Source organism: Lacticaseibacillus nasuensis JCM 17158, from assembly GCF_001434705.1.
Lineage (GTDB): Bacteria > Bacillota > Bacilli > Lactobacillales > Lactobacillaceae > Lacticaseibacillus > Lacticaseibacillus nasuensis.
Genome location: NZ_AZDJ01000022.1, coordinates 134,998 through 147,442 on the forward strand (window position 1 = coordinate 134,998; position 12,445 = coordinate 147,442).

A 12,445-nucleotide genomic window follows, 5' to 3' on the forward strand; every position below is an offset into this window, starting at 1 on the left:
ACACAATCCACCCACGGTAGACGCAGCGCAGGACTGAGGGCAAGTCAATGGCGTTTTTTGCCAATGACTTGTCCTCATCGAAGCGGAGTCCGGGACCGGCGGCGAGCCCGTTTATGCGCGTTCGGGCATAGCCCGTTACGCGCCGCGACTCAGGAGCCCGCACCATCTGTCGTTAGCCGGGCACCCGGAAAAGGTGGGTTGAGCGACCCGCCTAATCGGCCGCAATCTCCGGTTCCGTTTCCTCCAACGGCAGAGTCACGGTAAAGGTACTGCCGACACCAAGCTGGCTGTGCACGGTGATCTCGCCGCCCAGTTGCTGGACGGTTTCGGCCACGATGGCCAGGCCTAAACCGGTGCCACCGTTATGCCGAGACCGGGCCTTATCGACGCGGTAGAAGCGTTCAAACACGCGCGGCACATCAGCTTCGGCGATACCAATGCCGGTATCGCGGACGGTGAAGGTCAACAGGTCCGCGGACTTCACGGCGGTAATCGTCACCCGGCCGCCTACGCGGTTGTAGTAAACCGCGTTGTTGACGAGGTTGCGCACCACTTGCGACAGTTTCGGGGCGCTGGTCGTGATGACCAAGCTCTCCGGCATGTCGCGCTGGACCTGAAGCTGTTTTTCCTTAATCGGTTGCGCCAGCGGTTGCAGGGTCGAGTCGACCAGCGCCGTCAGGTCGACGGCCGTCAGTTTCGGCTGGGTGGCTTGCGGCCGGCTCAGCGTCAAGATGTCATTGATAAGCTGGGTCAGACGCTGGCTTTCCGAAGCGATGATACCGATGAACTTCTCAGCGGTAGCCGGATCGTCCTTAGCTCCGGCGAGTAGCGTTTCGGCAAAGCCACTGATGGCGGTAACCGGCGTTTTCAGTTCGTGACTCACGTTGCCGACGAAATCGAGCTGCATCTGCTCGACTTGCCGCAGGTAGGTGACGTCATACAGCAGCACCAGCACCTGCTCGCGGGCCGGGTCGGTGTTCAACGCCATGACGTTGGCGTCGACTTCCTTTTGCGTCGCGACCAGCGTGATCTCCTTGTGGTGGCTCTTGCCGTTGCGGAAGGTGTGCTCGATCATCTTAGCCAAGGCGTAAGTCTTCACGTCATCGAGATAATTGTGGCGCGTATCGGCCACCGTGTGCCCGACGAAGGTGCTCAAGGCCGGGTTGCTGAGAATCACGTTGCGGTGCTTGTCAATCAGCAAAACTCCAAGCGGCAGGTGGTCGATCAACCGATCAAAACTGGCCTGACGCAGCGCCACTTTTTGCCGCAAGTGGCTGACGCTGCCGTCAAGCGCATCCACCGCGTTCCCAAGGGCCAGAAACGGCGAGTCTGGCGTTAAAATCAGGGGTTCTAGCGGCTCGTTGTGCTGCATGCGGCGTAAATTCGCCGCCATGGCGGCCAGGTGGCCTTGCCAATAACGCTGCTGCCGAGCGGCTAGCCACAGCAACCCGGCGACGATGAACCAGTAGCCGATGACAAATGCGGCAAAAGCCTTTGGCGCAACGGTTGTCAGGCTCGCGCGGCGCTGCCACACACCATAGAACGTTTGGCCGCGTTGGCCGACGAAGACCTGCGTTGCCTGCCCGTTCACCGTCAGGGTGGTGGCGTGATTGGCGATGGTCCGCTCGCGGTCGACGAGGTTCTTCAGCATTTTCTGCCGAGTTCCTTGCGGTGTGCCGTGTTGGGCGGTAATTACCACGTCGTTATCGGTGGCCAAGGTGCCCACCGGTGCCGCCTCCTCCGCCCCTAGCGCCCGGTAGGTTTGGTACACCCCGCGCAGGTGGGCAGTTTGTTGTTGATATAGCAGGCGATTGGCGCCGAACCACAAGCAGAAAAAGCCTGCCAATGCCAGCAGGCTTAACCACCACACCCGCCGCTTGAACCGTTTATTCATCGGTGGGATCCTCCATTTGATAACCAAACCCGCGCATCGTCTTGATGTACTGCGGGTGCTTCGGGTCGGTTTCGACCTTGTCGCGCAAATGGCTGACTTGAATGTCGACCATGCGCGTTTCGCCGGGATACTCGAAGCCCCACACGCCATTGAGCAACGCGTCTCTGGACAAGACCTTGCCGACGCGCTTGGCAAAATACGCCAGCAACTCGAATTCCTTCGGCGTGAGCGTCAGCGGCTGGCCATTCTTGCTCGCGCGGTAATTGTCGAGGTCCAACCGCAACTCGCCGACGCTAAGCACCTGGCGGTCAGCTGCAGCAGGATTCGGCCGCACCCGGCGCTCGATGGCCTTGATGCGGGCCACGATTTCTCGCGGCGAAAACGGTTTGGTCACGTAGTCGTCGGCACCAAGTTCCAAGCCGACGATTTTATCGGTTTCGCTGTCCTTGGCGGTGAGAATCATGATTGGCGTCGCGTCATGCGCGGCGCGAATCTGCTTGGTCACCTCCAAGCCGTCGAGACCAGGCAGCATCAAGTCGAGAATAATGAAGTCGAAGTGTTCCGCCAAGGCGAGGCGCAAGGCGGCGTCGCCATCTGCAGCAACAGAGACGGCATAATGCTCCTGTTCCAGGTTATATTGCAACAACGTCACGATTGCCGGTTCGTCATCTACCACCAAAATCTTTTTCACTGCGGTTCCTCCGTAAAGGTAATCATTCCTAGTTCATGCGGGGCGCCTTGGAAAATCGCCGTCTCGGTCAGCTCCAGCGCGCCGTCAAAGCGCTGCACCTTCAGCCGGCAATACGTCGGTTGAGTCTGAATTGCTGCGTATAAGCTGGCGGCATCACGCACGGCCCGGCCGTTGCAGGTCAACACAATGTCGCCGGCTTGCAGGTGCATCTTGGCCGCCGGCGTCCCGGGTTGCACGGCGATCAGCCGCACGCCGAGGTCGGTGCGGGAAATATAATTGTTACCCAGATACAGGCTCATGGCGTTGACACCGCCGAGCACAACGCCAACCCCGGCTGCGGCGGCTAGCCAGCCAATGGCCAGCGCCGGCCAGCCCCAGGCCAACCCGGCAAGAATCACTAAGGCGCCGGCTGCCCCCCAGTATTGCCAGGCCCACCTGCGCACCACGTGACTCGGCAGCGTGCGCCGCGTTTTCAACCCGGCCCCGATGATCAAGGGCAGCAAGGTCAAGGCAAAACTCGTCCCCCCGACGTGCAAGGCCGGCCACCACGGCAGCGCCGCCAACCAGGGACCAGGCACCGGTAGCACCAGCGGCAACCAGTAAAACTGGCGGTGGGTGTATTGCGCAATGTCGGCGCCGCGATTGCCACTGACGACGGTGGGCACGGCGCTGGGCGGGTCAATCAGACGCAACAACCCGCCGTTAACGGCCCACACCAAGGCGACTAAGGCCAAATAACGCCAGGCCCACCCGGCAGCGGCTGGCGCCTGCGCCCATGACCAGGGCAGCAACGGCCCGATGCCACTGGCAAACAAGCCGGCAAAGCTGAGCCACCAAGGTGAAAAACCGAGCCCAGCCAGCGCCAAAGCGAGCAGGGTTAGTGCACTGAGCCACACCAGCACGCCATTCGGCAGGCGCAGGCCCAAGCCAATGGCGACCACACTGATGGCGAAACCGCCGAGTACGCCGCCGATGAGATAGGCCCACAGGTTCAGCGCCTGGCGGTCGATGGCTTGACCGAACAGCTTGCGTTCATGCGTCAAGCGCTGACGGTGCCACCCATATGCTGACAGCGTCCCCGCCACTGTATTAATGATGAATAACCAGGCGAGTGCCATGAGCCGCCACCTCCTGTGGTCAGTATAGCAGAAACGGCGCAGATTCAAAAAAACCTCAACTGGCACAAAAAAACCTTTCCGCGTAAGCGAAAAGGTCGTGGCTTAAATTCTTAAGAAGCGCCGCATCGAAATTAACGCGCCAAGTGCCCCAATGATGATCCCGATACCGGCTAACGCCAGGTCGAGCCACACCAGAAACGGCATGGTGGGGAATAGCGAGAAACCATTGGCCGCGCGGGTGAAGCCGAAGCTGTGATACACGACACTGTATCCGGCATCGACCACTGCCATCGGAATCAGCGAACCGAACAGGCCGGTCCAGGCCCCTTCCAGCAGGAATGGCCAGCGAATGTAGGCGTTGGTCGCGCCGACCAGCCGCATCACCCCGATTTCATCGGACCGCGAGAGGATGGTGATGCGAATGGTGTTGCTGATCAGGAACACCGCCACGAATAGCAAGACAATGGTAAAGCCAATTCCCCAGTTTTGCACGGTGTCGACGGCGCCAAATAATCGCTTGGCGGTTTGGCCCCCATAAGACGCAGAGGCGACGTGGTCGAGCTTGGCCGCTTGCTTGGTCACCGACATTGTTGCCTTCGGACTAGCGGTATCCACGAGAAAAACGTTTTGCAGCGGGTTCTTGTCCCCGGCAAACATCTTCCATTGATCCCCGTAGTCGCCAACGATTGCGTTGAGCTCCTGGGCCCGGGACCGGTACTTGACGGTTTTCACATCCTTCAAGGCGGACAGTTGGCCCTTGAGTTGCGCCGTGTCGGCCTTGGTGGTGTTGGCATCGATGTAGACGCGCACGCGGACGTCATTTTCCACCTGGGTGGTGACGCGGTTGACGTTCAGCAGCAAGGCCATGAAGACCCCGACCAATAGCAAGGTAACGGTCACGGCGCTGACGGCAGCGAGGCTCATCCAGCCGTTCCGCCGCAAGGAGCGCAGCGAGTCGCCAACGTGGCGCCCCATTGTTCTAATCTTCATTCCCGTAGGCGCCCCCTTCTTCATCGCGAACCAGCCGGCCGCCGGCGATTTCGAGCAACCGGTGCGGCCGCATGTTCACCAGCTCGCGGTTATGGGTCGCCATGATGATGGTCGTCCCGTCGCTATTGATGCGTTCCAAAATATCCATGATTTCATCGCTGGTGTCCGGATCGAGGTTCCCGGTGGGTTCGTCAGCGATGACGACTTCCGGCGAGTTCACGATGGCGCGGGCGATGGCCACCCGCTGCTGCTCGCCGCCGGACAGTTCGCTTGGAAACCGGCGCAGCTTTTGCTCCAGGCCGACCAGGCGCAGGACGTGCATCACGCGCGGCTTGATCTTGCGCGTCGGCGTCTCGATAACCTGCATGGCGTAGGCCACGTTTTCAAACACAGTCAGACGCGGCAGAAGCTTAAAGTCCTGAAACACGATACCGATTTCGCGACGCATGTACGGCACATCGCGGTCCTTCATTTCACCAAAGTTAAAGCGGCCGAGTTTGATCATGCCTTCGGTCAAGGCCAATTCGTGGTACAAGAGCTTAATGAACGTCGATTTGCCTGCCCCACTGGAGCCGATCACATAGACGAACTCCCCCGGTTCGACGGTGAGGGAGATGCCTTTGACCGCGATTACGCCATTATCATAGCGTTTCATCGCGTTTTTGATTTGAATGGTGGTCATGGTGCGTCCCCTTTCTGAAACTGCTACGTATTATAGCAGGCGAAGACAACAAACTGATTGCAAAGCCGTTACAAACTTAATCGGGATTCCGCTCAGCTAATCGCCACTGCAAGTATGCGTTGATGAAGGGGTTCAAATCCCCGTCCATGACCGCCTGGCCGTTACTGGTTTCGTGGTTGGTGCGGTGGTCTTTGACCATCGTGTAGGGGTGAAAGACATACGAGCGAATCTGTGAACCAAAGGCGACGTCTTGCTGCACGCCTTTGATGGCGGCGGCTTCTTGCGCCTTTTTCTCTTCTTCGCGTTCGTAAAGCTTGGCCTTCAACATCGCCATGGCCGTCGCCTTGTTTTGAAACTGCGAGCGCTGGGCCTGGCTGGACGTCACGATGCCGGTAGGAATGTGAATCAGCCGCACGGCACTAGAAGTCTTGTTGATGTGCTGGCCGCCGGCGCCGCTACTGCGGAAGACTTCCATCTTGATGTCTTCCGGTCGCAGGTCAACGTCGATATCGTCAGAAAGCTCCGGCATCACATCCACCGAGGCAAAACTCGTGTGGCGCCGCCCGGCGGAATCAAACGGGGAAATTCGCACGAGGCGGTGCACCCCTTTTTCGCTGCGCAGCATGCCATACGCGTTGGTGCCGGTGATGACCAGCGTCGCGCTTTTCAAGCCGGCTTCATCGCCGGGTAAGTAATCGGCGAGCTCGACTTGGTAGCCGTTTTGCTCGGCCCAGCGCTGGTACATCCGCAGCAACATGCTGCCCCAATCCTGAGACTCCGTGCCGCCAGCACCGGGGTGGATTTCTAGGATCGCGTTGTTGTGATCGTACTTGCCATTCAGCAACAGCTGCAGCTGATATTGCTGCATCGTCGCTTCAAGCTTGGTGAGATTCTGCTCAAACTCGGCTGCCAGCTCCGGGTCGGGTTCTTCGCTCAACAACTCGTTGGTCGCCTCAAGGTCAGCATAGGCGTTCGCCATGTCGTAATACTGGTCGTGCTTGGTTTTGAGTTCGTTGTTGGCGGCGATGAGTTTCTGGGCCGCCTCTTGGTCATTCCAAAAACCGGGCTCGCTCATGCGACCTTCGTTTTCTGCGATGCGTTCGTTCAAGGCATCGAGGTCAAAGCGACCCCCTAAACTGCTTTATTTTCGCCTGTACCGCGGCGAGCCGGTGACGCGCTTCACTTGCTTCCATTGCGTAATGCTCCTTTTTCTGGGTAAACAACAGAACACGGCCATACCCGCTGGATATGGCCGCGCCTGCAACTGATGCTGAGCGGTTTGAGAGTGGCGTTGCCAAAAGCAACTAGCGCCGGATGTTTTGGCGAATCTGGGCCTTCATGAACAGGCGGGTCACACCGTCGTCCATGTTCGCAATCATTTCTTCAAACATGCGGTAGGCTTCTTCTTGGTATTCGACCAGCGGGTTCATCTGGCCGTAACCCCGCAAACCGACACTTTGACGCAGCTGATCCAAGGCATCAATGTGGTCGGTCCACAAGGAATCGACGACTCGCAGAATGACGACTTTTTCAAATTCCAGCATTTGGGCTTCATCCCCAAGCTGCTTGAACTTGGCATCGTAGTTGGCTTCGGCCAGGCCTTGCAGCTTGGCAATCAACTCAGCTTGCGACTGGTTTTCCAGCGCACTGGCCTTGAACTCGTCAGAAGGCACCATGTTGGTGGTGACGAAATCGTAAATCTTATCCAGCTGCCAGGTGTCTGGCTTGCCTTGCGTGTGACTTTGGACGATGCGGGTGATGCACCGCGTGATCATCGCCATCAACACCGGCTTAAGCGTCTTTTCTTCGTTGATGACTTGTTGGCGCTGCTTATAAATGACTTCGCGCTGTTCACGCATGACGTCATCGTATTGCAGCGTGTTTTTCCGCGTGTCGTAGTTGTTCCCTTCGACTCGCTTCTGGGCGGATTCGACGGAGCGGGAAATCATGCGGCTGCGAATCACTTGGTCGTCGTCTTCCAGCTTCAAGCTGTCGAGGATGGCCTTGATGCGCTCGGAACCAAACCGCTTCATCAGGTCATCTTCTAGCGACAGGTAGAACTGACTGGACCCCGGATCGCCTTGGCGCCCGGACCGGCCCCGCAGCTGGTTGTCGATGCGTCGGCTTTCGTGGCGTTCAGTACCGACCACGGCCAGGCCGCCAACTTCGCGGACGCCAGGGCCGAGCTTAATATCGGTCCCCCGCCCGGCCATGTTGGTGGCGATGGTAACGGCGCCGCGCTGACCGGCGTTCATGACGATTTCGGCTTCTTTGGCGTGGTTCTTGGCGTTCAAGACGCTATGCGGAATGCCTTCTTCGTCCAGCATGTGGCTCAAGCGCTCACTGGATTCGATGGCGACGGTGCCGACCAACAGCGGCTGACCCTTGGCGTGGCGTTCCTTAATGTCTTCGACGACGGCCTTAAACTTCGAGTCCAAGGTCGGGTACAAGACATCCGGTGCGTCCACCCGGATGACCGGCTTGTTGGTAGGAATCGACAACACGTTCATGTTGTAGATTTCGCGGAATTCTTCTTCTTCCGTCTTCGCCGTCCCGGTCATGCCGGCCAGCTTGTCGTACATCCGGAAAAAGTTCTGGTAGGTAATCGTGGCCATGGTCGAGTTCTCGTCTTGAATCTCGACGCCTTCCTTGGCCTCAATCGCTTGGTGCAGGCCGTCGGAAAAACGCCGGCCTTCCATCGCCCGCCCGGTGAAGGAGTCGACGATTAAGACTTCGCCGTCCTTGACCATGTAGTCGATATCGTTGAGCATGATGTAATTGGCGCGCAGGGACTGATCCAAATGGTGGGTCAGCGCCGTGTTCTCCGTGTCATACAGGTTCTTCAGGCCAAAACTCTTCTCGGCCTTGCGAATCCCGACTTCGGTGAGGGCGACGGTTTTGGTCGGCCAGTCGATCTTGTAGTCGGTATCTTCCTTCAAGGTCTTGACGAACTTGTCGGCGCGGATGTACAAGCCGTTACTCTTTTCGGCCCCGCCAGAAATAATCAATGGCGTCCGGGCTTCATCGATCAGGATGGAGTCGACTTCATCGACGATGGCAAAGTTCAAGTCGCGCTGCACCATTTGCGCCTTGTAGACCACCATGTTGTCACGCAGGTAGTCAAACCCGAGCTCACTGTTGGTCGAGTAGGTAATGTCGGCGTTATACGCCTCGCGCTTCTCGTCGCTGGACTTGTCATGGGTGTTCAAGCCCACGCTGAGGCCCAGCCAGTTGTAGAGTTCGCCCATTTCTGTCGCGTCACGCGCACTCAGATACTCGTTGACCGTGACAACATGCACCCCTTTGCCGGCTAAGGCATTCAGGTACACCGGCATGGTAGCGGTCAGGGTTTTCCCTTCACCAGTTTTCATTTCGGCAATGTTGCCTTCGTGTAGCGTGATGCCGCCGATGATTTGCACGCGGAATGGGAACAGGCCCAACACGCGCTTGGCGCCTTCACGCGCAGTAGCGAAGGCTTCGGGTAAGATGTCATCGAGGGTTTCGCCATTGGCCAAACGCTCCTTGAACGCCGGCGTGTGCGCCTGCAGCTCCGCGTCGCTTAATGCGGCGTATTCGTCCTCGTATTGCATTACTTTGTCTGCGATTTTGCCGATTCGATTGACTTCGCGCTTATCGTTTTCGACCCATTTTTTTAGTGGATTAGCCATGAACATTCCTTCCTGTCATACAAAATAGGTACACTTACTGACAGTATCTTAATTATTCTAGCATTGAATTCAGTCCTTGAAAAGGGCCTTCGCGCCAATGAAAAAGGAGCCGTCGCCGGCTCCTTGGCTCTAGTTATTCATCCGTCTCGATTAGGCCATACTTGCCGTCGCGACGCTTGTAGACAATGCTGGTGCCGTTAGTGTCGGCATCCGAAAAGATGAAGAAGTTGTGGCCCAACATATCCATTTGGAGAATCGCTTCTTGGGCATCCATTGGCTTCAGGGAAACGCGCTTCGTCCGGACCACGGCCAAGTCTGACTCTTCTTCTGCCGCGTCATCCGCTGGTTCGGCCACGTCAATCGGGGCGAACCCTTTTTCACGCGACTTGCGGTTGATCTTCGTCTTATACTTGCGGACCTGGCGCTCCAGCTTATCGGTCACGAGGTCGATGCTGGCATACAGATCAGGACTGGTTTCCTCAGCGCGCAAGGTCAGGTAATTCAATGGAATCGTCACCTCGACCTTGGCTGTCTTGTCTGGATACACCTTGAGGTTAACATCGGCGATGGCTTCAACTGAGTCCTCGAAGAACTTATTCAGTTTGCTGATACGCTTCTCAACGTAATTCCGGATCGCATCGGTCACCTCGATGTTCTCACCACGAACGTTGTATGTGAGCATAACACTTCTCCCCTTTCTTTCGCCGGCCAAAACCGGCGCGGATGCGGCACGTAAGCGCTGTATCCTCTGTCTTTATTATACCGAACTGAGCATGGGTTGCCAATGAATACCCGCATCAGTCAGCGAATTAACGAAAAACTAACGACCTCACCGGCAAATCCCGCCGCCCGCAGCGCATCAGCAGCGTGATATAACGTGCGCCCGGTGGTGTAAACATCGTCAAGCAAGATGATGCGCCGGCGCGGCAACGGTCGCACGACGCGAAAACTTTGCGGCGTGGCCAGGCGCTGGGCGCGGGTCTTGCTGGCTTGCGGCGCCGCCGTGTCGGCTTTGGCCAACAGCGGCGTCAAGCCCCAGTGACCAAACAAGGCCAGCACCGGATCAAAGCCGCGCTCGCGCCAGTGGCCCGGTTCACTGGGCAAGGGCACCAACACATCCCCGGCCCGCCCAGGCCGAGGCAAGTCGGCAAAAGCGCCGGCCAGCCGGTAATCACCCAGCCCCTTGAACTGGTAAATCAGCGCCTTCATCGCTGGCGTGTACTGAAACTGTGCGCGGTGGTGCAGCAAGGGTTCGCCGCTGGCTTGCCACCGTTGGCAATCCGCGCACAGGGTCGGCGAATCCGCACGACCGCACCCCGGGCAAGCCGTGGCCGGATCGATTGGATCAAATTGCGCAGCACAATTGGCACAGATTGGGGGCAAGCGCACCGGTGCGCCGCACACAAGTTGCGACAGGACCCAATTCTGCGTCAGGGGTTGGCGGCATAATAAGCACTTCATGGCGCCACCGCCCGGTTCAACGCGCGAATCTCTCGCCGCGCCGCTAAGACGTTGCGGGTCACATGCGGCGTGACGAACCATACCGGATCGTCCGGACTGGTGCTGGCCCGGCCGGCGCGCCCGGCCATTTGAATCAAGGCAGCCGCGGAAAATAGCGGCGAATTGGCGCCGAGCACCATGACGGCACAGTGTGGGATCGTCACCCCCCGCTCCAGGATTGTGGTGGTCACCAGAATGTCCACCGCGCCGCGGCGCAAGGCCTGCACCTTGGCCTGACGCGCCGGATCCGTGGCGTGCACGGTGGCAACGTGCCCCAGCTGTTGCAGTTGACGCGCCACCACTGATAGCCACGCCACCGCCGGCACAAACAGCAATAGCCGCCCGGCCCCGACTAACGCTCGAGCGATTTGCCGCAGCAAACGCGGCGCCAACCGGTTCGGGAGCTGCGCCGCACGCACCAATTGCAGCTGCGGCACCGGCAACGGGTGCCCGTGAAACCGGCGAGTCAGGCGGCTGACGCCGATGGTCTGCCGGCTGACCGCACGGCGCAAGGTAGCACTCGGCGTGGCAGTTAAGGCGATCATTGCCCCCAACTTGGCCTGTTGCACGGCATACGCCAACCCAGACTCTGCCGCATAGGGAAACGCGTCGATTTCATCGACGATGATCAACCCAAAGGCGTGATAATAGCGCAACAGTTGATGCGTCGTCGTGACCACCAGCGGTGCCGCCACGCTGGGCCAAGGCGCGCCGCCATAGCGCACGGCCACCGGCGTCGTGGCAAAGGCCGCCTGCAGCCGCGGCGCCAGCTCCAGCACCACGTCGACGCGGGGGCTGGCCCAGGCCACGCGCTCACCGCGGGCCAACACGGCGGCCACCGCCAGAAACAGCAGCTCCGTTTTCCCGGCGCCGGTGACCGCCCACACCAAATGATCCCGGCGCGCCAATGCCGCGGCCGTGACCTCGCGAGCGGCTTGCGCCTGCGCCGGTGTCAGTTGACCGTGCCACGTCAGCGGGCCGGCCGTAGCCGCGGCATTGGCAAAGCGGTATAGTTGACTGGTAGACGTCAACCGCCCCAGCACGACGCAGTGCGGGCAGTACCAGCGCCCATCCGGCAGGCGCACCAAATTGGTTTGCCCGCAGCGCTCACACCACCAGCGGCCGTGCCGCTGCACCAACGCCGGCACCTGTGCCGCCGGGGCTTGAGTCATGCCAGCGGCGGCCACTTCGTCGTCACTCAGTTGCATGCCTGCCACATCCATTGTCATCACCTCGAAAGGAGATTACGCATGCCCGCAGCCAGTTACCGCACCATCGCCCACGCCGGCGAAAATGAGCAGATCATCAAAAAATCGCGCTTCATCTGCGCCGTGGCGCGCGTGACCTCGAAGGCAGCGGCCGAAGCATTCGTCCAAAGCGTGCAAGCCGCCCACCCCAAAGCCAATCATCATGTGCCGGCGTATCTGCTGGACAGCACCGACGCCGTGCAACGCGCCACCGATGACGGCGAGCCCAGCGGTACCGCCGGCGTGCCGATGCTGCGCGTCTTGCAGGAGTTACAGCTGCACGACGTCGTGGCGGTGACGACACGCTACTTCGGTGGCATCAAGCTTGGCGCTTCCGGCTTGATTCGCGCGTATGCGGGTAGCGTTTCGGCCGCGGTGGCCAGCGTCGGCATCGTGGCCCGGGTGCCGCAAACCGCGCTGATCCTGACCCTGGCCTATCCGCAACTTGGCGCGCTAGAACATTGGCTGGCCACTAATGGCCTGCCGATTGTCGCCAGCCAGTACACCGAGCGCGTCAGCCTCACCGTCAACGTGGCCGACCGCGAACTGACGGCGACTCAGACGGCCATCACCGATTTGCTCAACGGGCAGGTCGACTTGGCCACCGGCGCGCACAGCTTCGCCGAAGTTCCCGTGACCGACTAAACCCCCGCTG

Annotated in this window: 11 protein-coding genes; 1 reads left to right on the forward strand and 10 read right to left on the reverse strand. The window is 59.4% G+C overall.

Annotation, left to right across the window (positions count from 1 at the left end; translation table 11 throughout):
• Nucleotides 1-211: 211 nt before the first annotated feature.
• The 10 genes from pnpS to FD02_RS05580 form a co-directional block, all read right to left on the reverse strand.
• A complete protein-coding gene (gene pnpS, locus FD02_RS05535) occupies nucleotides 212-1,894 on the reverse strand; it encodes a two-component system histidine kinase PnpS (protein ID WP_056951066.1) in 1,683 nt (560 codons plus the stop codon).
• Complete coding sequence (locus FD02_RS05540) at nucleotides 1,887-2,585, reverse strand: response regulator transcription factor (protein WP_054722135.1); 699 nt, start codon at nucleotides 2,583-2,585, stop codon at nucleotides 1,887-1,889. Before FD02_RS05540 ends, pnpS begins: the two co-directional genes overlap by 8 nt.
• Nucleotides 2,582-3,703, reverse strand: a complete 1,122-nt coding sequence (locus FD02_RS05545; RefSeq protein WP_056951068.1) for a PDZ domain-containing protein — start codon at nucleotides 3,701-3,703, stop codon at nucleotides 2,582-2,584. Before FD02_RS05545 ends, FD02_RS05540 begins: the two co-directional genes overlap by 4 nt.
• Before the next feature lie 102 nt (nucleotides 3,704-3,805).
• Nucleotides 3,806-4,693 (reverse strand): permease-like cell division protein FtsX, encoded by an 888-nt coding sequence (gene ftsX / locus FD02_RS05550; protein ID WP_056951070.1) that lies wholly within the window; start codon nucleotides 4,691-4,693, stop codon nucleotides 3,806-3,808.
• Nucleotides 4,683-5,375 (reverse strand): cell division ATP-binding protein FtsE, encoded by a 693-nt coding sequence (ftsE, locus tag FD02_RS05555; protein WP_054722127.1) that lies wholly within the window; start codon nucleotides 5,373-5,375, stop codon nucleotides 4,683-4,685. The genes ftsX and ftsE overlap by 11 nt, the downstream gene beginning before the upstream one ends.
• A 76-nt stretch (nucleotides 5,376-5,451) precedes the next feature.
• Nucleotides 5,452-6,568 (reverse strand): peptide chain release factor 2 gene (prfB, locus tag FD02_RS05560; protein WP_156408249.1). Its coding sequence is split into 2 segments (ribosomal slippage): nucleotides 5,452-6,495 and nucleotides 6,497-6,568, totalling 1,116 coding nucleotides; the frame shifts between segments, so codons are not numbered across the junction.
• Nucleotides 6,569-6,679: 111 nt separating this feature from the next.
• Nucleotides 6,680-9,043: a preprotein translocase subunit SecA gene (gene secA, locus FD02_RS05565; protein ID WP_056951072.1), complete on the reverse strand. Its 2,364-nt coding sequence runs from the start codon at nucleotides 9,041-9,043 to the stop codon at nucleotides 6,680-6,682.
• A 133-nt stretch (nucleotides 9,044-9,176) separates the two neighbouring features.
• Nucleotides 9,177-9,725, reverse strand: a complete 549-nt coding sequence (gene hpf, locus FD02_RS05570) for a ribosome hibernation-promoting factor, HPF/YfiA family (RefSeq protein WP_054722125.1) — start codon at nucleotides 9,723-9,725, stop codon at nucleotides 9,177-9,179.
• A 119-nt stretch (nucleotides 9,726-9,844) separates the two neighbouring features.
• Nucleotides 9,845-10,504, reverse strand: a complete 660-nt coding sequence (locus tag FD02_RS05575; RefSeq protein WP_235806679.1) for a ComF family protein — start codon at nucleotides 10,502-10,504, stop codon at nucleotides 9,845-9,847.
• On the reverse strand, nucleotides 10,501-11,766 hold the full coding sequence (locus FD02_RS05580; RefSeq protein ID WP_056951074.1) for a DEAD/DEAH box helicase: 1,266 nt from the start codon (nucleotides 11,764-11,766) through the stop codon (nucleotides 10,501-10,503). Before FD02_RS05580 ends, FD02_RS05575 begins: the two co-directional genes overlap by 4 nt.
• A gap of 27 nt (nucleotides 11,767-11,793) precedes the next feature.
• On the opposite strand from FD02_RS05580, the gene FD02_RS05585 reads away from it, so the two are divergent.
• Nucleotides 11,794-12,435, forward strand: a complete 642-nt coding sequence (locus FD02_RS05585; RefSeq protein ID WP_056951076.1) for a YigZ family protein — start codon at nucleotides 11,794-11,796, stop codon at nucleotides 12,433-12,435.
• Nucleotides 12,436-12,445 lie beyond the last annotated feature (10 nt).

Coding starts and splice junctions, on each gene's coding strand:
- ftsE (WP_054722127.1), bottom strand. CDS start 5,375: ATGACCACCATTCAAATCAAAAACGCGATGAAACGCTATGATAATGGC.
- FD02_RS05545 (WP_056951068.1), bottom strand. CDS start 3,703: ATGGCACTCGCCTGGTTATTCATCATTAATACAGTGGCGGGGACGCTG.
- hpf (WP_054722125.1), bottom strand. CDS start 9,725: ATGCTCACATACAACGTTCGTGGTGAGAACATCGAGGTGACCGATGCG.
- FD02_RS05580 (WP_056951074.1), bottom strand. CDS start 11,766: ATGGATGTGGCAGGCATGCAACTGAGTGACGACGAAGTGGCCGCCGCT.
- ftsX (WP_056951070.1), bottom strand. CDS start 4,693: ATGAAGATTAGAACAATGGGGCGCCACGTTGGCGACTCGCTGCGCTCC.
- FD02_RS05585 (WP_056951076.1), top strand. CDS start 11,794: ATGCCCGCAGCCAGTTACCGCACCATCGCCCACGCCGGCGAAAATGAG.
- pnpS (WP_056951066.1), bottom strand. CDS start 1,894: ATGAATAAACGGTTCAAGCGGCGGGTGTGGTGGTTAAGCCTGCTGGCA.
- secA (WP_056951072.1), bottom strand. CDS start 9,043: ATGGCTAATCCACTAAAAAAATGGGTCGAAAACGATAAGCGCGAAGTC.
- FD02_RS05575 (WP_235806679.1), bottom strand. CDS start 10,504: ATGAAGTGCTTATTATGCCGCCAACCCCTGACGCAGAATTGGGTCCTG.